Below are 19907 nucleotides of genomic sequence, written 5' to 3' on the forward strand. Positions count from 1 at the left end.
TGAGAACCACCCATGCGCGACCCGGCCTCGACAGGCCGGCCCGCGCGTGAGCAACGCATTTTCGATTCAGGAAGCCATCCGGCCGCGCGGCCTTCAGGCGCGGCCTAATCGGCGTCGGCGGTCTCGAACTCGACGTCGCGATGCACGTGCACCGACATGAGAACGCCGAATGCCAGCATCACCGCGGTCAGCGCCGAGCCGCCATAGGAGACCAGCGGCAGCGGCACGCCCCCCACCGGGATGAGGCCCATCACCATCGCGAGATTGACGAAACAGTAGAGGAACAGGTTCGTCGAGATGCCGAGCGCCACCAGCCGGCCGAACTGGTGCCCGCAGCGCAGGGCCGTATAGGTCGCCATCGCCACCATCGAGAGCAGGATGGACACCAGCACGAGCGACCCGGCGAAGCCGAATTCCTCGGCGATGATGGTGAAGACGAAATCGGTCTGTTTCTCGGGCAGGAAGTTGAGCTGGTTCTGCGAGCCGTGCAGGAACCCCTGCCCCCACATGCCGCCCGAGCCGAGCGCGATCTTCGACTGGATGATGTTGTACCCCGCACCGAGCGGATCGCGCCCGGGATGGAGGAAGGTGAGGATCCGTTCCTTCTGGTAGCCGTGCAGGTGATGATAGGCGAAGGGCGCGATGACCGCGACGAGCCCGATCACGATCGCGAATTTCCACCAGCGCACGCCGGCGCCGAGCATCACCGCGCCGCCGATGCTCATGGTGATCACGGCGGTGCCGAGATTGGGTTCCTTGAGGATCAGCCCGGCGGGAACAAGGATCGCGAGCGCCGGGGGGATGAGGAAGAGCGGATTGCCGACCCGTTCGTGGCTGGCCCGGTGGAACCACGATGCCAGCGCCATGGCGAGGAACAGCTTCATCAGCTCGGAGGGCTGCACATGCACGCCACCGAGGTCGAGCCAGCGCTTGGCGCCAAGCCCCACATGGCCGAATTTCCACACCGCGACCAGCAGCAGCACGCCCACCCCGTAGAGCGGCCAGGCGAGTTTCGCGATCAGCCGGATATCGACCATCGCGATCGCGATCATCATGATCAGCGCGGCGAAGAAACGCTCGATCTGCGGCGTGGCATAGGGCTGGCCGTGGCCGCCGGCCGCCGAATAGAGCGCCGCATAGCCGATCCCCGCCACCGCGCAGCATGCGAGAACGAACAGCCAGTTCACCCGCAGCAGCTTGGCGGCGATGCCGGTGCCGCGCTCGTAATAGGGCTTGTAGGTCTTGTCGGTCAGCAGCGTGTTCATGCCGGCCCCTCCCCGACGAGCTTCGCCTGCGGCGCCTCGATCACGGTTCCCGGCGGTGCCGCGGTCAGGTCCCGGGTCAATGCGGCGGTGACCAGGTCACGGGCGATCGGCGCCGATGCCGACGCGCCCTCGTTGCCGTGCTCGACCGCCACCGCCACGGCGACGCGGGGGGCGTGCACGGGCGCAAAGGCGATGAAGAAGGCGTTGGGCCGGAACTTCCAGGGCAGCGTCGCGTCGTCCAGATTGGCCTTTTCCTCGGCCTGGGTATTGTCGTGCACCTGTGCCGTGCCGGTCTTGCCCGCCATGAACACGCCCGGCAGGGCGAGGCGCGAGGCATAGCCCGTGCCCTTCGGCGTGTTCACCACATCGAACATGCCCTGGCGGACCGCGGCAAGGCCACGCTCGTCAAGGCCGAGATGCGGCCAGCGATCCGGCATGTCCTCGTGCAGCAGATCATGCCCGATTCCGCGCGCGATATGCGGCTCCACCGCCCGCCCGGTGGCGATCCGCGCCGTCATGGTCGCAAGGCCAAGCGGCGTCACCTGGGTATAGCCCTGCCCGATCCCCTGGATGACGGTGTTGCCCTTGGTCCAGACCAGCCGGCGCTTCCGCGCCCAGGCGGTCGTCGGCAGAAACCCCTCGGAGACGGCGGGCAACCCCAGCGGCAGCTTGCCGATCAGCCCGAGGCGCCGCCCCATCGCCGCGATCCGGTCGATCCCGACCGCCAGGGCGACGTGATAGAAGAACACGTCGCAACTCTGCTGCAGGGCGCTGACCACGTTGACATGGCCGTGGCCGTAATGATCCCAGCAGTAGAAGACATGATCGCCGAGCTTGAGATAGCCGGGACAGAAGAAGGTCGTGTCCGGCGTGATCGCGCCGCATTGCAGCGCCGCGAGCGCGGCGCAGGGCTTGAAGGTCGAGCCGGGCGCGTAAAGCCCCCTGGTCGCCCGGTCGCTCATCGGGTGGCGCGGGTCCGACATCCAGGATTTCCACACCGATTCGGGAACGCCCGTGTCGAAGAGCGACGGATCGAAACTCGGCTGGCTCGCCATGGCGAGGAGCTCGCCGTTGATCGTATCGATCATCACGGCCGCGCCGGACTGCCCGCTCAACCGCTGCGCCGCGATCGTCTGCAGCCCGGCGTCGAGCGTGGTCTGCACCGTCCGGCCCTGCACCCCGTTGTCGCGGTCGAGCACGCGGACGACCGATCCGTGCACGTTCACCTCGGTCTGCACGATCCCGGGCGTCCCCCGCAGCACGTCGTCGCGCACCCGCTCGACGCCGGCGCGGCCGATCCGCATCCCCGGCAGCGCGAGAACGGGATCGGAGGCGGCTTCCTTCTGGGTGGGGCGGGCGACATAGCCGATGAGATGAGCCAGCTGCGCGCCGAACGGATAGACCCGCGATGCGCCGACATCGACGAACACCCCCGGCAGATCGGTCGCGTTCACCTCGATCCGCGCCATGTCGTTCCAGTCGAGATAATCTTTCAGAAGCAACGGGATGTAATGCGGCTTTCCGACCAGATCGCGCATGATCCGGGCGGTTTCGCCCGCATCGAGGCCGACGATGCGCGAAAACCGCTCGACCACCGCCCGCGGGTCCGGCGCCTCGATCATCATGAACATCGCCCGCCAGTGCCGCTTGTTGCCGGCGAGGACGGTGCCGTAGCGATCGGTGATCAGCCCGCGCAACGGGGCGACCAGGCGTTCGTTGATCGAGTTGTGCTTGGCCAGCGTGGCGTATCGTCCATGCTCCAGCACCTGCATCCGATACAGCCGCAGGCCGAGCAGGCCGAACACGCCGAGTTCCGCCGCCCCGAGCAGCAGGGCCCGGCGGGTGAAGATCGGCCGCAACTGGCGTTCGCGCTTCATGCCGCCTCAGGCCTGTTCCGGCGCGGCCGGGCCGGCATGCGCGCGCGACAGCGGCACCGCCACCAGCGGATAGAACAGAATGCTGATCCCCGCCTCCATCAGCGCGGGCGCGATGGGCAGCAGCGTGAGATCGAGCGTCGCGCGGATCACCCATTCCAGTGCGACGACAATCGCGACGCAGCCGGCGAAGGCCAGCCAGACCAGCATGAAACCCTGCCTGAGCAGGAGGCGGCGGGACATTCCCACCGCCGCCTGTTCCAGCAGCAGCAGGACCGACCAGACGCCGAGCGGCACGTTGCCCAGCAGCCCGAGCAGGACGCCGATCAGCGCGACCACCGGCGCCGGCAACGCGCCGGGGCGATACAGCGTCCAGAAGAATACCGACGACATGACGAACCCGGCGCGCAGTTCCGCCTGGGCCGGCAGCAGCCCCGGCAGGGCCAGCAGCACCATCACCACGACGATCGCCGCGGTCGGCAGCATGTGGCGCGCCGCCCGGTCGAGCGCGCGCCAGAGATCCATGAAGTCGATCATCGATGGACCCGCCTTCGGGTCACCGCGCCTTGGCGATCGTTGCGTTGGACGCCACATCGGTCGAGCCGCCGGTGCCGTACTCGAAAATGCGCAGGACCCGCAGACTGTCGAGCCGGGCGAACGGCACCACCTCCGGGTCGTTCCGTCCGGCGTAATGGACGATGCCGACCGGCAGCCCGTTCGGGAAAATGCCGCCGACGGCGCTGGTCAGCACGATCGCCCCCTCGCGCGGCGGCTTTCCCGGCGTCCAGTACAGCAGCCGCGGCGACGCGGTATTCTGCCCGACCATGATCGCCCGCTCGCCGTCCCGCCCGATCGCGACGGGCACCTTGCTGTTCAGGTCGGTGATCAGCAGGACGCGGGCGGAACGCGACCCGGCCTCGATCACCCGGCCGACCACGCCGGCGCCGTCCATGGCCACCGCGTCGCGGACATCGCCGGGGTGGCGCGGCAGCGTCACCATCACCGAACGCGCATAAAGCCCGCCGAGATCGGCAATGACGCGGGCGGTGAAGAAGCTCGGCGTCGGCGTCGGCACATAGTGCAACTGGGATTTCAGCGCCTCGTTCTGCGCCTCGAGCGCCAGGGCGACGGCCCGCCACCGCCGCAATTCGTGATTCTGGACCCGCAGCGCCGCGTTCCGCGCGCGCAGGTCGAACCATGTGCCGACCGCGCCGCGATCGGTCTCGACCGCGCGGACAGGCGCCGCCGCGGCCCGGTAGAGCGGCGCAAGCGCGTCATCGACCTGGGTGCGGAGGAACACGCCGAGACGGCGATCCGCCCGCCCGGCCAGAACCAGCGCAAGCGACATCATCAGCATCACGGGAAGAGTCAGCCGCGAGAGAGCTGTTCTGACAGGCATGGACAGCCGCAGCATGCGGCAAGCTCCGCTTAGCAAAGGGATACGATGCGGATCGTCTTACGCCAATCGCGGCCCGAGTCCAAGAACGGGTTTTCCCTTTCCCCGCGAATCACGAATTTTCGTCGGGTTTGTCCTCGCGTTTTTGCAGGTATTCGGCCAGCGCCCCGAGAACGAGCCCGGCGAAGACCAGTCTCGCCGGCTCACGCCGCAACAGCGCGGCGAACACCGCCAACCCCTCGCGCACCACCCCGGCCCGTGCCGCGGCGGCGAGCGGCCGCGGCCGGCTGCGCCAGGCATAGGTGCCGATCCCATACAGCAGGGCGGAGAGCAGAACACAGGCTCCTGCGAACACGAGCGGCGCGTAAACCGGACCGATCGCCGCGGCCACCGCCTGTTCGGCGGCGACAAGCAGGAACACCAGCCCGATCAGCAGCACGACGATGGCGGCAACGCCGAGCCCGACCCTCAGGCCGAGCCGCCGCATGGTCGCGCCGTCGAAGAAGAGTTCGGTCAGGAAGCGCAGCACGTCAGCGCCCCGCCGGGGGCGGCACGCGGGTCACCGCGCGCGGCGCCGGCGAAACAGATGCGCCGCGACGAACCCGAGCCCGGCGGCGACGGCCAGCGCCGCCAGCGGCTTCTCCCGCACCGACTGCCCGATCCGCCCGGTCACCGCCCCGCCCTGCAGGCGCAGGTCGCGGCTCAGCGCATCGAGTTCGCGCTCGATCACCGCCAGCCGGCCATCGAGCGCGCCGCGCAGTTCCGTCAGCTTCTGCGGTCCGTCGCCGAAATCGCGCGCGGCCTCGCCGGCAAGGCGGCCCAGCCTGGTGCGCAGATCGTCGAACTCGTGCTGGAAGCGGCCGAATTCGCTTCCCAGCATGTCCGCCGCCTCTTTCCGCCTTGCATTCCAGTCCGCCATCCCGGCCTCCTTTCGCGCTATTCGACGTGATCGATGATTCAGGAATGGGAAGCCGCGCCGGGCGCTTCAAGCGGCCAGGCCGGACTCGTCCGGCTCCCGATAGGCAATCTCGATACTCAAGCTTCCGTCATTCGGAAATTGCGATTACACGACCGCGATGGCGTCTCCGCACCCCGACCTGCCCCGATCCCTCGCCGGGCTCTCGCTCCGCGATCTCGAATATGCCCAGGCCGTCGCCGAACTCCGTCATTTCGGCCAGGCGGCGGAACGCTGCGGCGTGTCCCAGCCGGCGCTGTCCGAGCAGATCCGCAAGCTCGAGGCCATTCTCGGCGTCACCCTGTTCGAGCGGACCCGCCGCCGGGTGACGCTGACCTCGGCCGGCGTCACGCTGCTGGCCCAGATCGAACGGGTGATGGCCGAAGCGCGACATCTGCTCAGCCTTTCGCATGAACAGCCGCAGGGGCTCGCCGGCACGGTCGGCCTGGGCGCGATCGAGACGCTCGGGCCCTATTATCTCCCCTTCGTGCTCCGGCTGCTGCGCGCAACGCGGCCGGGGCTGTCGCTCCGCCTCGCCGAGGGACGCACCGCGCGCCTGCTCGACCGCCTCGCCGAGGGCGCGCTCGACATGGTGCTGCTCGCCGCCCCTGTGCCACGCGGACATTTCAGCACCGCGCCGCTCTTCTTCGAGCCATTCCAGCTCGCCGCCCCGCCCGGACACGCGCTCGCCGGACTGCGCCGGCTGGTGCTCGACGACCTGCCGACGCAGGACCTCCTGCTGCTGGAAGAGGGCCATTGCCTGCGCGACCACGCGCTGTCGCTGTGCGACGCGAAGCCGGTGACGCGCCACGCCACCGGGCTTGAAACGCTATGGCAGATGATCGCCGCCGGCGAGGGCTATTCCCTGCTGCCGGAACTCGCCGTCTCCGCCCGCCCGGAGCTGCGCGACCTCGTCGTCTGCCGCCGGCTCGACGATCCGGATGCGGGCCGCACGATCGTGCTGGCCTGGCGGGCATCGGACCCTCGCGAGGCGGCCTTCCGCGATCTCGCCGGCCAGCTTGCCGCGAACCGGCCGCCCTGCACCCATGCCCCGGCACAAGGATGACGCACGCCCCGGCAGGTGCTACCGCCACCGCGATGATCCGCGCCTTCAAGTCCCGCACCCAGTCGCCCGCCATCCAGGCCAGGATCGGCGCGATGGTCGGCGCCGCCCTCGGCTTCAGCCTGCGGACGACGCGCTGGCGGATCGATGCCGATACCTTCATCGACGTCCTCCGCGGCGGCGCGCCGGCGATCGTCGCCTGCTGGCACGAATGCCTGCCCTCGATGCCCGCGGCGATGCACGCCCTGCGCCGCCCGGCGGATGCGCCGACGGCCTACATGCTGGCGAGCCGCCACCGCGACGGCCAGCTCGTGGTCAACGCGCTGCGCCGCTTCGGGCTCGAGGCGATCTCGGCCTCCTCGTCGCGCGGCGGCGCGGCGGGGCTGCTGGAACTCGCCCGGCTGGTGCGCGCCGGGCATCCGGTCGTGATCACGCCGGACGGCCCGCGCGGCCCGCGGCGGCGGGCGGCGGCGGGTGTCGCCCAGCTCGCGGCGCTGACCGGCGCGCCGGTCTTCTGCGCCGGTGCGGCCACCAGCCACGCCTTCGGGCTCGACAGCTGGGATTCGATGCGCCTGCCTTTGCCCTTCGGCCGCGGCGCGCTGGTCGCCTCGGCGCCGATCGCCGTCTCCCGGGACGACTGGGCAACCGCGCTGCCGCAGATCGAGGCCGAGATGAGCCGCACGCTGGACGAGGCGCTCGCGCGATGCCGGCAGGCCTGACCGCCTATCGCCTCGCCACCGCCGGCATCGCCCCGCTGCTGCCGTTCTGGCTGGCGCGGCGGGCGCGGCGCGGCAAGGAAATCGCCGCCCGCCTGCCGGAGCGCTACGGCATCGCCGGGCTGGCGCGGCCGCCGGGCCGGCTCGTCTGGGTCCATGCCGCCAGCATGGGCGAGACGATGTCCGCCCTCGGCATGATCGACGCCCTGGCCGACCGCGCAACCGTGCTGCTGACCACCGGCACCCGCACCGCCGCCACCCTTGCCGAATCGCGGGCGCGGGCGCTGCACCAGTTCGTCCCGCTCGACGTCGCCGCCCATGCCACGCGCTTCCTCGACCATTGGCGGCCGGACGCGGCGGTGTTCCTCGAATCCGAGATCTGGCCGAACCTGCTCGCCGGACTCGACGCGCGGCGCATCCCCCGCTTCCTGTTCAACGCCCGCCTCTCCGCCCGCAGCGCCGCGCGCTGGCGCCGCGCGCCCGGCCTCGCCCGCGCCCTGTTCGGCGGGTTCCGGCTGATCGCCGCGCAATCGGCGCCGGATGCCGCTTCGCTGCGCGGCCTCGGCCTCACCCGCGTCGAGACCTGGGGCAACCTGAAATTCGCCGCCCCCGACCTGCCGGACGATCCCGCCGCCCGCGCCGCACTCGCCGCCGCCGCAACCGGCCCGTTCATCCTCGCCGCCAGCACCCATCCGGGCGAGGATGCGCCGGTGATCGCCGCGCATCGCATTCTGCGCGAAACCCGGCCCGGCCTCGTCACCATCATCGCGCCGCGCCATCCCGAACGCGCCGACGCCATCGCCGGTCTCGCCGGCGATCTGCCCGTTTCCCGGCGCTCGCGCGGCGAGGCGCCCGCCGCCGGCGGGCTCTACATCGCCGACACGCTGGGCGAACTCGGCCTGTTCTACCGTCTCGCCGCCGTTTCCTTCATCGGCGGCTCGCTGGTCCCCATCGGCGGCCACAACATGATCGAGGCGGCGCAGCTCGGCTGCCCGGTGCTCACCGGCCCGCATCTGGCGAATTTCGCCGAAGCCGCGGCGACGCTGCGCGCGGCCGGCGCCCTCGCCGATCTGGCCGGGCCGGACGACCTCGCCCCCGCCGTCGCCGCCCTGCTCGACGACCCCGCCCGCCGCGCCGCGATGGCCGCATCCGGCCGCGCCGCCTGCGCCGGGCTCGCCGGCCTGCCCGCCCGGCTGGCCCGCACCGTTCTCGACGAGGCTCCCTGATGCGCGCCCCCGCCTTCTGGACCACCGACGCCTTCCCGGCGCCGCTCCTCGCCCCGCTCGGCGCGATCACGCGCGCGCTGACCGCCCGGCGCGTCGCCCGGCCGGGATTCCGCTCCGGCGCGCGCGTCTTCTGCGCCGGCAATGCCGGGGTCGGCGGCGCCGGCAAGACCATCCTCGCGCGGCACCTGCTCGCCCGCCTCGCCGACCGGGGCGAGACGGTCTTCGCCCTCACCCGCGGGCATGGCGGGCGGCTCGCCGGGCCGCTGCGGGTCGACCCCGCCCGGCACGGCGCCGCCGAGGTGGGCGACGAGGCGCTGCTCCTCGCCGCGACCGCGCCGACCATCGTCGCCCGCGACCGCGCGGCCGGCGCCGCCTTCGCGGTCGCCGCCGGCGCGACCGCCATCGTCATGGATGACGGGCTGCAGAACCCCGATCCGGTGAAAACCGCGTCGTTCCTCGTCATCGATGGCGGGGCCGGCTTCGGCAACGGGCGGCTGCTGCCGGCAGGGCCGCTGCGCGAGCCGGTCGCAGCCGCCGCCCGGCGCTGCGCCGCGGCGGTGCTGATCGGCGCCGACCGCACCGGCGCCCGCGCCGCGCTGCCGCCATCCCTGCCCGTGCTCACCGCCCGCCTCGTCACCGATGCCGGGCAGCTCGCCGGCGCCCGCATCCTCGGCTTCGCCGGGATCGGCCGGCCGGAGAAATTCTTCGAATCACTCAGCGATGCCGGCGCCGAGATCGCCGGCACGCTGCCCTTCCCCGACCATCACGCCTATCGCCCGGCCGATCTCGCCCGGCTCGACGCCGAGGCAAGCCGCCTCGGCGCCCGCCTCGCCACCACCGCGAAGGACGCGGTGAAACTGCCGCCGGCATTCCGCGCACGCTGCGCGGTGATCGAGGCGGGGCTTGCCTTCGACGACCCGGCCGCGCTTGATCGGTTCCTGACATGAGCCTCCTGCACAAGATCGAAACCACCGCGGCACGCGCCTTCCTCGGCATCTTCCGCGCCCTTGGCCCGCGTGCCGCGAGCAACCTCGCCGGCGCGCTCGGCCGCGGCATCGGCCCGCTGATCCCCACCTCGCGCGTCGCCGATCAGAATCTCCGCCGCGCCATGCCGGAACTCGACGAGGCCGCGCGCCGCCGCATCATCCGCGAGGTGTGGGAGAGCCTCGCCCGCACCGCTGGCGAATTCCCGCATCTCGCCGCCCTGCGCGAAACCGATGCCGGCCCCGGCTACGAGATCGTCGGCCGCGAGCATTGCCTGGCCCTCGCCGCGCAGGGCGGCCCGGCGCTCATCTTCACCGCGCATTTCGGCAACTGGGAGCTGATCCCGCCGGTGCTGCACCGGCTCGGCGTCAGGCTCGCCTTCTTCTACCGCGCCGCCGCCAACCCGGCGGTCGACCGCCTGATCCTCGATTTGCGCGAGCAGGCCACCGGCGAGCCGGTCACCATGTTCGCCAAGGGCGCCGCCGGCGCGCGCGGCTCCTATGCCCATCTGGTGCGCGGCGGCATTCTCGGCATGCTGATGGACCAGAAGCTGAACGACGGCATCGCCTCGCCGCTGTTCGGAATCGACGCGATGACCGCCCCGGCGCTGGCCGTCTTCGCCCGCAAGTTCCGCTGCCCGATCCTGCCGGTGCGCGCGGAACGCATCGGCCCGGCGCGCATCCGCATCGTCTTCGAGAAGCTGCACCGGATCGAGGTCACCGACGACCGCGAGGCCGACATCGCCGCCGGCACCGCCTGGATGAACGCGACGATCGAGCGCTGGGTGCGCCAGCGTCCCGGCCAGTGGCTCTGGCTGCACCGGCGCTGGCCAAAGCCGGTGGCCTAACGTCCCCCTGTCGGGTAAGATGAACGCACAATAATCAAAACCGGGAGCCATCATGTCTGTTCTGGGTTCGCATCATCGACTGAAGCGCGACGCGCTGGGCCTGCCCCAGATCGTCGCCTCGACGCTCGCCAACATCGCGCCGGCGATGAGTTTCTTCTTCGGCTTCGGGCTGATCGTCAGCGGTGCCGGCGTCGCCGCCCCGCTCACCATCCTCGTCGCCATGGTGGTCGTGCTGTTCCTGACCAACACCCTCGCCGAATTCTCGAAATACCGGCCCTCGACCGGCTCCTTCGTCACCTTCATCGGCATGGCGTTCGGCCCGGCGGCAGGGGCGGCGGCCTCGATCTTCGTGGTGTTCGGCTATGTCGTCGCCGCCTCCTCGGTGGTGGTGATCTCCGGCGGCTGGGCGCATGACACGCTGAAGCTGTTCCTCGGCCTGAACATTCCCTGGCAGCTGCTCAGCCTGCTCGAAACCGGCCTGGTCGGCATCCTGGTCTCGCGCGGCGTCGCCCTCTCGACCACCTGGGCCGCCGTGTTCTTCTATTTCGAACTGGCGCTGCTGCTGATCGGCGCGATCACCATGCTGGTGGTCAATGCCGGCCATCTGAGCCTCGCGCCGTTCGAGTGGAGCCACCTCTCCGGCGGGCTCAAGGGCATCGGCCTCGGCTTCCCGATCGCGATCTACCTCTTCATCGGCTGGGAGAACTCGGCAACCCTGGCCGAGGAAACCCGCGACGCGCGGCGCAACATCCCGCGCGCGCTGATCATCGGCACGCTGTCGATCGGCATCCTCTACATGTTCCTCGCCTACGCCACCGAAATCGCCTTCCACAACAACGCGACCGCGATCGGCAAGGCGGATATTCCCTTCGTCGACGCGTTCAAGGCCTCGGCGGCATCGTTCCTGATCATCGCCTATCTCGCCGGCGTCACCAGCATCTTCTCCTCGCTGCTGGGCCTGACCAACAGCCAGGCGCGCATCCTGTTCAGCTCCGGCCGCGAGGGGCTGCTGCCGCGCTTCTTCGGCAAGATCCACCCGCAGCACCGCACGCCCTTCGTCGCGATGTGGAGCTATGTGCTCGTGGCCCTCGGCATCGTCATCTTCTTCGGCTGGAACATCAAGCCGGTCGATCTCTTCGGCGAGACCGGCTCGCTCGGCACGATCCCGGTGATCCTCACCTATCTCGTCACCAACATCGCGCTGCCGGTCTACATGCTCCGCCATCACCGCAACGAGTTCAACCCGGTCAAGCACGCGCTGATCCCCATCGTCGGCACGGTCCTGATGCTGTTCCCGCTCTGGGGCCTGATCCAGCCGGGCCAGCCCTACCCCTACAACATCTATCCCTGGGCGGCGCTCGGCGTGCTGATCCTCTCGATCATCTACGGCCTGTCGCTCGCGAAGCGCGATCCCGATCTCGTGCAGAAGATCGGCTCCTACGTCGCCGACGAGGAATACTGATGTCGCGTCGCCACCGCATCGCCGTCATCGAGGGTGACGGCATCGGTCGCGAGGTGATCCCGGCGGCCCGCACGGTCCTCGACCGTGCGGCTTCCGCCTGCGGCTTCACGCTCGACTGGCGCGATTTCGACTGGAGCTGCGAAACCTGGAAGGCCACCGGGCGGATGATGCCGGAAGACGGCATCGCCCGCCTCGCCGACCATGACGCGATCTTTCTCGGCGCGGTCGGCTATCCCGGCGTGCCGGACCACATCTCCCTCTGGGGCCTGCTGATCCCGATCCGCCGCGAGTTCGACCAGTATGTGAACCTCCGCCCGGTCCGCCTGCTGCCCGGCGTGCCCTGCCCGCTCGCCAACAAGAAACCCGGCGACATCGATTTCTGGGTGGTGCGCGAGAATGTCGAGGGCGAATACAGCCAGATCGGCGGGCGGATGTTCGCCGGCACCGAGCGCGAGTTCGTCGAGCAGACCGCGATCTTCACCCGCGCCGGCACCGACCGCATCCTGCGCTACGCCTTCGACCTCGCCCGCCGCCTCGGCCGCCCGCACGTCACCTCGGCGACCAAGTCGAACGGGATCTTCCACTCGATGCCGTTCTGGGACGAGCGCTTCGCCGCGATCGGTGCCGAATACCCCGAGATCCGCGCCGACCAGTACCATATCGACATCCTCGCGGCGCGCTTCGTGATGAGCCCGGAGCGGTTCGACGTGGTGGTCGGCTCGAACCTGTTCGGGGACATCCTTTCCGACCTCGGCCCCGGCGTGACCGGCACGATCGCCGTCGCCCCCTCGGCCAATCTCAACCCGGAGAAGAAGTTCCCCTCGATGTTCGAGCCGGTGCATGGCTCCGCCCCCGACATCTTCGGCCAGCGCATCGCCAATCCGGTGGGCGCGATCTGGGCCGGCGCGATGATGCTCGATCATCTCGGCGAGGCCGAGGCCGCGGCGCTGGTTCTCCGCGCGATCGAGACCGCCCTCGGCGATCCCGCCTCGCCGCGCACGCCCGATCTCGGCGGCACCGCGAAGATGGACGATCTCGCCGCGGCCATCACCGCCGCGGTCTGATCCCGCTCAGCGGAGCGGCTTGGCGAAGCCGAACAGGGTGATCGCGAGGCCCTCGCGGAAATAGAACCGGTGCGCCCGCTCGCGGTGGGTGCCGGATTCGAGCGTCAGGCGGTCGCAGCCGCGCTGGCGCGCCTCCGCCTCGCACCAGCCGAGCAGGGCAGCGCCATGCCCGGCGCTGCGGCAGTCGGGATCGGTGACGAGATCATCGATATAGAACCGATACCCGTTCGCCGTGTCGTGAAAGGCGCGGAACACCGCCAGCGCGCGTGGCACCGCCGCCTCGTGCAGCAGCGCCATCTCGGCCCCCTCGGCCAGGATCGTGCGCATCGCGCCTTCGTAGTCGGCGGGAAGCTGCGGGCGAAGCACCCGGTGCAGCGTCTCGCCCCGGCCGAGCCATTCGGCCAGATCGTCCGAGCGCGCGGTGAGATGGACGATCGCCGGCGTCATCCGCCGAGCAGCGCCACGGCATCGCCGAGCAGGGCGGGATTGCCGAGCGCCAGCGCGGTGCCGTCGCTCTCCAGCGTGAGCTCAGCGCCCCGCCAGTCGGTCATCGCCCCGCCCGCCGCCTCGATCACCGGCGCCAGCGCCGACCAGTCCCAGGGCTTGAGATCGGCCTCGGCGACGACGTCGATCTGCCCGAGCGCCAGCAACCCGTAGCCATAGGCGTCGCCGCCATAGGTCACCCTGCGGCAGGCGCCGGCAAGCCGGCGGAACCGGCCGAACTGCGGTTCGGTAAACATCTCGGGCGAGGTGCAGGACAGTTCCGCCTCCGCCAGCGACGCCACCGCCCGCGTTCCCGGCGCGCCGCCATGCGGGCCGGAAAAGCGCAGCACGCCCTCATGGGCCAGCCACCGCTCGCCGAGCACCGGCTGGTCGATCAGGCCGAGCACCGGCCGTCCATGCTCCAGCAGCGCGATCAGCGTGGCGAAGACCGGCCGGCCGGTGATGAAGGCGCGCGTGCCATCGATCGGGTCGATCACCCAGGTGAAGCGCCCGCCTGCCTTGCCGCCCATCTCCTCGCCGATCACGGCATGGTCCGGGCAGTGTTCGGCCAGAACGCGGCGGATCGCGGCTTCGGCGCCGCGATCCGCCAGCGTCACCGGACTGGCATCCGCCTTGGTATCGACGTCGATCCGCGCGCGGAAATGCGCGCGGATCACCGCCCCCGAGGCATCCGCCGCGGCCGAGGCCACGGCGACCGGATCAAAGCTCATTTGAAGGTTTCGGGATGGTCGGACTGCTGGTTGAGATAGGCGATCATGTTGGCGCGGGCGACGTTGTTCTTGATGCCCGGATAGGCCATGTGCGTGCCCGGAACCGCCTTCATCGGATCGTAGAGCCACTCGTTCAGCTCATGCGCGGTCCAGTCGCCGGTCGCATGCTTCTTCGCGGCCGAGGAGAAGCTGTAGCCTGCCGCCGCGAACATTTTCGCGCCGACCACGCCGTAGAGATTGGGGCCGACGCCGTTGGCACCGCCCTTGTTGATCGAATGGCAGGCCGAGCACTGCTGCTGGAACATCGCCTGGCCCTTGGCCGGCGCGGCGCTGGCCAGCAGCGTCTTGACCGAAGGCGCGCTGGAATCGAGCCCGGTCGGCGCCGCACCGGCGGCCGTCGCCGTCGTCGCGGCGGGGCCCGCAGCGGCGGCGAGGTTCACCGGATGGTCGGACTGCTTGTTGAGATAGGCGATCACATCCGCCCGGGTCTGGTTGTTCTTGATGCCCGGATAGGCCATGTGCGTGCCCGGCACCGCCTTCGTCGGCGCGTAGAGCCATTCGTCGAGCTCGTGCGGCGTCCACTTGCCGTCGGCATGCTTCTTCGCCGCGCCGGAGAAGGTGTAGCCGGCCTTGGCGAACATCGGCGCGCCGACGACACCGTAAAGGTTCGGCCCGACGCCGTTCGCCCCGCCCTTGGTGACCGTGTGGCAGGCCGAGCATTGCTGCTGGAAGAAGGCCTCGCCCTTGCTGGCATCGGCGCTGGCATAAAGGGTGGTGATCACCGGCGCGCCCGAATCGAGGCCCGCTGGCGCCGCCCCCTTCGAGGCGACGGCCGAACCGCCGGCGCCCGGCTTGGGCAGCGGGATCGGGTTGTCCGAGAGGGTGCGCAGATAGGCGATCGCGTCGGCGCGGACATTGTCGTTCTTGATGCCCGTGTAGCCCATGCGGGTGCCCGGCGCGAATTTCTGCGGGTCATCCAGCCACTCGTTCATCTTCTGGTAGGTCCACACGCCGGAGGCCGCCTTGGTCACCGCGCCGGAGAAGGTATAGCCGGCCTTCTTGAACATCGGCTCGCCCATGACACCGTAGAGATTCGGCCCCACGCCGGCCGCGCCGCCCTTGTTCAGCGTGTGGCAGGCCGCGCATTGCTGCTGCACGAAGGCCTCGCCCTTCTTCACGTCGGCCTTGACGATCAGCCCGTCGATGGAGGGAATGCCGCTGGTCTTGGCCGCGACGGGCGCCTCGGCGGTCTTGATGACCGGCTTCTTGACCTCCTTCTCGCCGGTCATCACGCCAGCGATATGGATCGCGATCCAGACCAGGAGCCCGGCCGAGAGAATGCCACCGGCAATCTTGTTCAGCAGCAGCGGGTCGCGGCCCTTGCCGCCGTGTCCGGAAGACGGGTGGTTCTGATCACTCATAAGCGCGGTCCCTCCAAAGCTTTACGGACGGATGTATAGCGATTTAGGAAAGTGCGACAAGCGATAACAGTCGCGTTCGCCATGCGACCTTCATGGAGGCAGACATTCCGGCTCCCATCGTTCTGATCCCGGCACGGCTCGGCTCGACCCGCCTGCCCGGCAAGCCCCTCGCCGATATCGGCGGAATTCCGATGATTGTCCATGTCCTCCGCCGCGCCGGGGAAGCGGCGATCGGCCCGGTCGCGGTGGCCTGCGCCGAATCCGCGATCGCCGACGCCGTCCGCGCGGCCGGCGGCACCGCGGTGCTGACCGACCCCGACCTGCCGAGCGGATCGGACCGGATCCACGCCGCCCTCGCCACGATCGACCCGGCTTGCGTTCATGACATCGTGGTGAATCTCCAGGGCGATCTTCCGGGCTTCCCGCCCGAATCGCTGCGCACCCTGATCGCCGTGCTCGACGATCCGGGCTTCGACATCGCCACCCTCGTCGCCCCCGTCACCACGGCGGAAGAGGCCGCCTCCCCCTCGGTGGTCAAGGCGGCCTGCGGCTTCGGCGAGGGGATCGCCGCCCCCGCGCTCTATTTCTCGCGCAACCCGATCCCCTCGGGGCCGGGGCCGCTCTGGCACCATGTCGGCGTCTACGCCTATCGCCGCGCGGCACTCGACCGTTTCGTCGCGGCACCGCCCTCGCCGCTCGAACTGCGCGAAAAGCTCGAACAGCTCCGCGCCCTCGAACTCGGGATGCGGATCGGCGCGGCGCGGATTGACCGGGCCCCGTTCGGGGTCGATACCCCGGAAGACCTCGACCGCGCCCGCAGGAACCTTGCCGCATGACAACCCGAATCGCCTTCCAGGGCGCGCCCGGCGCCTATTCCGACCTCGCCTGCCGCACCGCCTATCCCGGCATGGCCACCCTGCCCTGCCAGACCTTCGAGGCGGCGATCGAGGCGGTGAAGACCGGCGAGGCCGAATTCGCCATGCTGCCGACCGAGAACTCGCTCGCCGGCCGGGTGCCGGACATGCACGCCCTGCTGCCCGAGTCCGGGCTTTCGATCATCGCGGAGCATTTCCAGCGGGTGGAGCACTGCCTGCTGGCGCCGCGGGGCGCCAGCCTCGCCGGCATCCGTCAGGTGCATTCCCATGCCGTCGCCCTCGGCCAGGTGCGCGCGCTGATCCGCGAGCTCGGGGCCCAGGCCGTGGTCGAGGCGGATACCGCCGGCTCGGCCGAACTCGTCGCCCGCTGGAACGATCCCACCCGCGCCGCGATCGCCTCCTCCCTCGCGGCCGAGATCTACGGGCTCGACATCCTCCGCCGCAACGTCGAGGACGCGGCGCACAACACCACCCGCTTCTACGTCATGGCCCGCACGCCCCGCCTGCCGCCGCCGGACCAGGCGGACCTGATCACCTGTTTCGTCTTCCGCGTGCGCAACGTGCCGGCCGCGCTCTACAAGGCGCTCGGCGGCTTCGCCACCAACTCGGTGAACATGACGCGGCTGGAGAGCTACATGGTCGGCGGCCAGTTCGCCGCCACCCAGTTCCTGAGCGAGATCGACGGCCACCCCGAACAGCGCCACGTGCGCCTCGCCCTCGAGGAGCTCGATTTCTTCTCGCGCGAAATCCGCATCCTCGGCGTGTATCCGGCGGCGCCGTTCCGCCTCCAGCAGCGCGCGACCGGGCCCGCCGCGGATTGAAACCTCTGGTGGAAAAATCGGAAAATATTCGTCAATTTCAGGATTTTTCCGAAAATCGAGCCATATTTCGTTTGTCATGACGGAACAGTTCTGCTAACGCGCCTTTAAATTCGGGCGTAAAAACCACGCCTCCTTGGCGGCCGCCGGCTCATGATGACCGGGCCGGGCCGTTGGAGATGCGCGATGGCGGACCACCCGACGACAGAGTTCTTCCGGCCGGACACCACCCCGTCCGCCGACTGGGGCGCGGCCGGCAACTGGAGCGGCGGCACCGTTCCCTCCGCCGGCGTCACCGCCGAGATCGTCGGGCTCTTCGCCTCGATCGACCCGACCATGACGATCGAGACCGCCATCCGCCTGGAGGGTGGCGCGGACGCGGCCGGGCTGGTCGGCAACGGCGGCGCGGTTGCCCTGGGGCGAAACTCCTGGCTCGACGTCGCCGCCGCCGCCGACCTGTTCGCCTATGATTCCGCCGTCGGCATGGGGACCATCTCGCTCGCCTGCGACGCGACGCTCAACGTCGTGGTCGATCTCGGCGCCCTGACCGGGTTGCCCGGCGCGGCCCCGCCCAGCTTCGGCAATGACGGCACGATCGATATCGGCGCCGGCGCGCTGGTCGAGATCGGCGGCACGGCATTCGACAATCGGGGCACCGTCGACATTGCCGCGGGCACGCTCGCCGTCGAGGGCGGCGCCGTGCAAGGCGGCGGGCTGATCGCCCTGAGCGGCGGCGCCTCCGCCCTGCTGGCCGACGGCGTCGCCGGCCAGACCTTCCTGTTCGGCCCCGGCGGCGGGACGCTGACGCTCGAAGATCCCTATCTCGGCCGTGGCGTCACGATCGCCGACCTCGCGCCCGGCGACACGATCGTCCTGCCGACGCTGCGCAACGGCGAGGTCCGCGAGACCGGCGATACCGTGAGCCTCATCGACGCCACCGGCCATGTCGACGGGCAGTTCGTGCTCCGGGACGCGGCCGGCTTCCATGTCGAGACCGGCTCCGGCGGAACGACGATCAGCGGCGGCGCCTACGATCCCCCCTGTTTCGCGCGCGGCACCCTTATCCTGACCCGCGAAGGGCTTCGCCCGGTCGAAACCCTCGCCGCCGGCGACGAGGTCGTCACGGCCGACGGAAAGCTCGTGCCCGTCATCTGGACCGGTTCGCGCACGCTCGATCTCGCGATGCACCCGGCGCCCGAGAAGGTGAAACCCGTCTGCTTCGCGCCCGGATCGATGGCCGACGGCGTCCCCGCCCGCCGCCTGCGGCTTTCGCCCGATCACGCGGTCTGGTTCGACAACCTCCTGATTCCCGCCAAGTTCCTCGTCAACGGCGCGACCATCACGCAGGACGAGGCCTGCCTCGCCATCACCTACTACCATGTCGAGCTGGCCCGGCACGACGTGATCCTGGCCGAGGGCGCGCCATGCGAGAGCTACCTCGACACCGGCAACCGCGCCGGCTTCACCACGGCGCAGGCCTGGCCGGTCCGCGATCTCCGCTGGGACCGGGATGCCTGCGCGCCGCTCTGCACCGGCGGGCCGGCGCTCCTCGCGGTGCGGCAGCAGCTGCATCATCGCGCGCTGTCCGAGGGCTTCCGGGTCGGCACCGTCCGGGACGCCGCGCTGTGGACAGGAGGCGTGATCCTGCCCGTCGAAACCGCGGACTGGCTGTCCCTCCCTTCCGGGCATGACGGCAGGGCCATTCTCCGGTCATCGTGTTTCGTGCCGGCCTGCGTCGATCCCGCGTCCGATGACCGGCGCACGCTCGGCGTCGCCCTCGCCGCGCTGCAGACCGACCTCGGCGAGATTGAGCTCGACAACTGTGCTGTCCAGGGCTTTCACAATCGTGCGTCAGGCGACGCGGCAAGATGGACCAATGGCCGTGGCGAAATCATGCTGCCACGCCAGGCTCGGCGCATCCGTGTCTGCCTCGAAGCCTTCCCGCGCCTCTGGCAGCGGGCCGGCGGATAGCATAGGAATCGTCGCAGCCGGTGAGATGTTCAATCTTTAATGTAATATTAACTTTTTCGGAGACCGCCTCGTCCAAATTTCAGCTTCGCAACCTGCTGATTCTCGCTTACGAACATCACAAAGGGTGAATTTTTTTTACTCAATTTGATTTAGATCATAAAAAAGTTGTATCTGCTCATCCTGGTCCGTCGATAAGTTGAATCGATTGTGAATTGACGTGACCACGGCGGATACGATTCGACGGGAGGCGTGAACGAGCTTCCTGACCTGTCTCTCCTATCGCACGCTGAGAAAGACGCGCTGATCCGCGCGCTATGGGACGCGTTGCAATCATCCGAGCGCAGGAACGCGGAACTGGCAATCCGGCTTTCGGATGCGGAACGCCGGATTGCGGAGTTGGAGGCGCGGCTAAACGAACCGCCGAAGCGGCCGGACAATTCGAGCCTGCCGCCATCGCGCGGGCAGAAGCCAAACCGGCCCGAGAAAAGTCCGCGCAAGGGGCCCCGCAAAGGCAGTCTCGGCCGTGAGGGTGGCGGTCGCTTGCTTGCCGAGAACCCCGATCAGACGGTGATCGCGAAGGCGGCGCATTGCCAGCACTGCCGTGCCGGGCTGACTGACGCGGATCAGCGCCTCGCGCAGCGCTACGACAAGATCGATCTGCCGCCGATCAAGCCGGTCGTCACCCGCGTCGAACGCTATGCCGGCCATTGTCCGTGCTGTGGGGTCGACCACGCTGGCAGCCGTCCCGGAAGGCAT

The 19907-nt window shown here is 69.7% G+C and carries 20 protein-coding genes; 11 read left to right on the forward strand and 9 right to left on the reverse strand.

Features of this window, described 5'->3' with window-relative positions; all coding sequences use genetic code 11:
- Positions 1 to 104: 104 nt before the first annotated feature.
- The 6 genes from rodA to RT91_RS02760 form a co-directional block, all read right to left on the reverse strand.
- Positions 105 to 1265: a rod shape-determining protein RodA gene (rodA, locus tag RT91_RS02735; protein ID WP_007422915.1), complete on the reverse strand. Its 1161-nt coding sequence runs from the start codon at positions 1263 to 1265 to the stop codon at positions 105 to 107.
- A complete protein-coding gene (gene mrdA, locus RT91_RS02740) occupies positions 1262 to 3142 on the reverse strand; it encodes a penicillin-binding protein 2 (protein WP_007422914.1) in 1881 nt (626 codons plus the stop codon). The genes rodA and mrdA overlap by 4 nt, the downstream gene beginning before the upstream one ends.
- Before the next feature lie 6 nt (positions 3143 to 3148).
- Positions 3149 to 3676 (reverse strand): hypothetical protein, encoded by a 528-nt coding sequence (locus RT91_RS02745; protein ID WP_007422913.1) that lies wholly within the window; start codon positions 3674 to 3676, stop codon positions 3149 to 3151.
- 19 nt (positions 3677 to 3695) lie between these two features.
- On the reverse strand, positions 3696 to 4553 hold the full coding sequence (gene mreC, locus RT91_RS02750; RefSeq protein ID WP_007422912.1) for a rod shape-determining protein MreC: 858 nt from the start codon (positions 4551 to 4553) through the stop codon (positions 3696 to 3698).
- A 94-nt stretch (positions 4554 to 4647) separates the two neighbouring features.
- Positions 4648 to 5064 carry a hypothetical protein gene (locus RT91_RS02755; RefSeq protein ID WP_011941673.1) on the reverse strand — a complete coding sequence of 139 codons (417 nt, stop codon included), beginning with the start codon at positions 5062 to 5064 and terminating at the stop codon, positions 4648 to 4650.
- A gap of 30 nt (positions 5065 to 5094) precedes the next feature.
- Positions 5095 to 5454 carry a DUF883 family protein gene (locus RT91_RS02760; protein ID WP_007422910.1) on the reverse strand — a complete coding sequence of 120 codons (360 nt, stop codon included), beginning with the start codon at positions 5452 to 5454 and terminating at the stop codon, positions 5095 to 5097.
- A gap of 157 nt (positions 5455 to 5611) precedes the next feature.
- Here RT91_RS02760 and RT91_RS02765 point away from each other — a divergent pair, with 157 nt between their 5' ends.
- Genes RT91_RS02765 through RT91_RS02795 form a run of 7 tightly spaced genes read left to right on the forward strand, consistent with a single transcriptional unit; the run spans position 5612 to position 12852 of the window.
- Positions 5612 to 6556 (forward strand): LysR substrate-binding domain-containing protein, encoded by a 945-nt coding sequence (locus RT91_RS02765; RefSeq protein ID WP_011941672.1) that lies wholly within the window; start codon positions 5612 to 5614, stop codon positions 6554 to 6556.
- Entirely contained in the window at positions 6553 to 7272 is a 720-nt protein-coding gene (locus tag RT91_RS02770) for a lysophospholipid acyltransferase family protein (RefSeq protein WP_051788155.1), read from the forward strand. The genes RT91_RS02765 and RT91_RS02770 overlap by 4 nt, the downstream gene beginning before the upstream one ends.
- The gene (locus RT91_RS02775) at positions 7257 to 8495 is read left to right on the forward strand and encodes a 3-deoxy-D-manno-octulosonic acid transferase (protein ID WP_035185662.1); all 1239 of its coding nucleotides are present in this window, start codon (positions 7257 to 7259) and stop codon (positions 8493 to 8495) included. Before RT91_RS02770 ends, RT91_RS02775 begins: the two co-directional genes overlap by 16 nt.
- Entirely contained in the window at positions 8495 to 9442 is a 948-nt protein-coding gene (gene lpxK / locus RT91_RS02780) for a tetraacyldisaccharide 4'-kinase (RefSeq protein ID WP_035185664.1), read from the forward strand. Before RT91_RS02775 ends, lpxK begins: the two co-directional genes overlap by 1 nt.
- The gene (locus RT91_RS02785) at positions 9439 to 10326 is read left to right on the forward strand and encodes a lysophospholipid acyltransferase family protein (protein ID WP_007423147.1); all 888 of its coding nucleotides are present in this window, start codon (positions 9439 to 9441) and stop codon (positions 10324 to 10326) included. Before lpxK ends, RT91_RS02785 begins: the two co-directional genes overlap by 4 nt.
- 52 nt (positions 10327 to 10378) lie before the next feature.
- Positions 10379 to 11788 (forward strand): APC family permease, encoded by a 1410-nt coding sequence (locus tag RT91_RS02790; RefSeq protein ID WP_007423148.1) that lies wholly within the window; start codon positions 10379 to 10381, stop codon positions 11786 to 11788.
- Positions 11788 to 12852 (forward strand): tartrate dehydrogenase, encoded by a 1065-nt coding sequence (locus tag RT91_RS02795; protein WP_013639863.1) that lies wholly within the window; start codon positions 11788 to 11790, stop codon positions 12850 to 12852. Before RT91_RS02790 ends, RT91_RS02795 begins: the two co-directional genes overlap by 1 nt.
- Before the next feature lie 6 nt (positions 12853 to 12858).
- Here the strand turns inward: RT91_RS02795 and RT91_RS02800 are convergent, their stop codons facing one another.
- Genes RT91_RS02800 through RT91_RS02810 form a run of 3 tightly spaced genes read right to left on the reverse strand, consistent with a single transcriptional unit; the run spans position 12859 to position 15487 of the window.
- Entirely contained in the window at positions 12859 to 13299 is a 441-nt protein-coding gene (locus RT91_RS02800; RefSeq protein WP_011941667.1) for a GNAT family N-acetyltransferase, read from the reverse strand.
- Complete coding sequence (locus RT91_RS02805; RefSeq protein ID WP_035185667.1) at positions 13296 to 14066, reverse strand: inositol monophosphatase family protein; 771 nt, start codon at positions 14064 to 14066, stop codon at positions 13296 to 13298. The genes RT91_RS02800 and RT91_RS02805 overlap by 4 nt, the downstream gene beginning before the upstream one ends.
- Positions 14063 to 15487, reverse strand: a complete 1425-nt coding sequence (locus RT91_RS02810) for a cytochrome c family protein (protein ID WP_007423152.1) — start codon at positions 15485 to 15487, stop codon at positions 14063 to 14065. Before RT91_RS02810 ends, RT91_RS02805 begins: the two co-directional genes overlap by 4 nt.
- A 92-nt stretch (positions 15488 to 15579) precedes the next feature.
- Here RT91_RS02810 and RT91_RS02815 point away from each other — a divergent pair, with 92 nt between their 5' ends.
- The 4 genes from RT91_RS02815 to RT91_RS21290 form a co-directional block, all read left to right on the forward strand.
- Positions 15580 to 16323 (forward strand): 3-deoxy-manno-octulosonate cytidylyltransferase, encoded by a 744-nt coding sequence (locus RT91_RS02815; RefSeq protein WP_007423153.1) that lies wholly within the window; start codon positions 15580 to 15582, stop codon positions 16321 to 16323.
- The gene (locus tag RT91_RS02820) at positions 16320 to 17183 is read left to right on the forward strand and encodes a prephenate dehydratase (RefSeq protein ID WP_007423154.1); all 864 of its coding nucleotides are present in this window, start codon (positions 16320 to 16322) and stop codon (positions 17181 to 17183) included. The genes RT91_RS02815 and RT91_RS02820 overlap by 4 nt, the downstream gene beginning before the upstream one ends.
- Positions 17184 to 17366: 183 nt before the next feature.
- Positions 17367 to 19151, forward strand: a complete 1785-nt coding sequence (locus RT91_RS02825) for a Hint domain-containing protein (protein WP_240314164.1) — start codon at positions 17367 to 17369, stop codon at positions 19149 to 19151.
- Positions 19152 to 19400: 249 nt separating this feature from the next.
- Positions 19401 to 19907, forward strand: a 507-nt coding sequence (locus tag RT91_RS21290) for a DUF6444 domain-containing protein (RefSeq protein ID WP_240314165.1), incomplete at its 3' end; no start/stop codon positions are given.

Origin of the sequence: Acidiphilium sp. JA12-A1 (assembly GCF_000724705.2) — a bacterium.
In the GTDB taxonomy this organism is placed as follows: Bacteria; Pseudomonadota; Alphaproteobacteria; order Acetobacterales; family Acetobacteraceae; genus Acidiphilium; species Acidiphilium multivorum.

Excerpts from the sequence above, each read along its gene's own strand:
- rodA (WP_007422915.1), bottom strand. The coding sequence starts at position 1,265 with ATGAACACGCTGCTGACCGACAAGACCTACAAGCCCTATTACGAGCGC.
- mrdA (WP_007422914.1), bottom strand. The coding sequence starts at position 3,142 with ATGAAGCGCGAACGCCAGTTGCGGCCGATCTTCACCCGCCGGGCCCTG.
- RT91_RS02745 (WP_007422913.1), bottom strand. The coding sequence starts at position 3,676 with ATGATCGACTTCATGGATCTCTGGCGCGCGCTCGACCGGGCGGCGCGC.
- mreC (WP_007422912.1), bottom strand. The coding sequence starts at position 4,553 with ATGCTGCGGCTGTCCATGCCTGTCAGAACAGCTCTCTCGCGGCTGACT.
- RT91_RS02760 (WP_007422910.1), bottom strand. The coding sequence starts at position 5,454 with ATGGCGGACTGGAATGCAAGGCGGAAAGAGGCGGCGGACATGCTGGGA.
- RT91_RS02765 (WP_011941672.1), top strand. The coding sequence starts at position 5,612 with ATGGCGTCTCCGCACCCCGACCTGCCCCGATCCCTCGCCGGGCTCTCG.
- RT91_RS02770 (WP_051788155.1), top strand. The coding sequence starts at position 6,553 with ATGACGCACGCCCCGGCAGGTGCTACCGCCACCGCGATGATCCGCGCC.
- RT91_RS02775 (WP_035185662.1), top strand. The coding sequence starts at position 7,257 with ATGCCGGCAGGCCTGACCGCCTATCGCCTCGCCACCGCCGGCATCGCC.
- lpxK (WP_035185664.1), top strand. The coding sequence starts at position 8,495 with ATGCGCGCCCCCGCCTTCTGGACCACCGACGCCTTCCCGGCGCCGCTC.
- RT91_RS02785 (WP_007423147.1), top strand. The coding sequence starts at position 9,439 with ATGAGCCTCCTGCACAAGATCGAAACCACCGCGGCACGCGCCTTCCTC.
- RT91_RS02790 (WP_007423148.1), top strand. The coding sequence starts at position 10,379 with ATGTCTGTTCTGGGTTCGCATCATCGACTGAAGCGCGACGCGCTGGGC.
- RT91_RS02795 (WP_013639863.1), top strand. The coding sequence starts at position 11,788 with ATGTCGCGTCGCCACCGCATCGCCGTCATCGAGGGTGACGGCATCGGT.
- RT91_RS02800 (WP_011941667.1), bottom strand. The coding sequence starts at position 13,299 with ATGACGCCGGCGATCGTCCATCTCACCGCGCGCTCGGACGATCTGGCC.
- RT91_RS02805 (WP_035185667.1), bottom strand. The coding sequence starts at position 14,066 with ATGAGCTTTGATCCGGTCGCCGTGGCCTCGGCCGCGGCGGATGCCTCG.
- RT91_RS02810 (WP_007423152.1), bottom strand. The coding sequence starts at position 15,487 with ATGAGTGATCAGAACCACCCGTCTTCCGGACACGGCGGCAAGGGCCGC.
- RT91_RS02815 (WP_007423153.1), top strand. The coding sequence starts at position 15,580 with ATGGAGGCAGACATTCCGGCTCCCATCGTTCTGATCCCGGCACGGCTC.
- RT91_RS02820 (WP_007423154.1), top strand. The coding sequence starts at position 16,320 with ATGACAACCCGAATCGCCTTCCAGGGCGCGCCCGGCGCCTATTCCGAC.
- RT91_RS02825 (WP_240314164.1), top strand. The coding sequence starts at position 17,367 with ATGGCGGACCACCCGACGACAGAGTTCTTCCGGCCGGACACCACCCCG.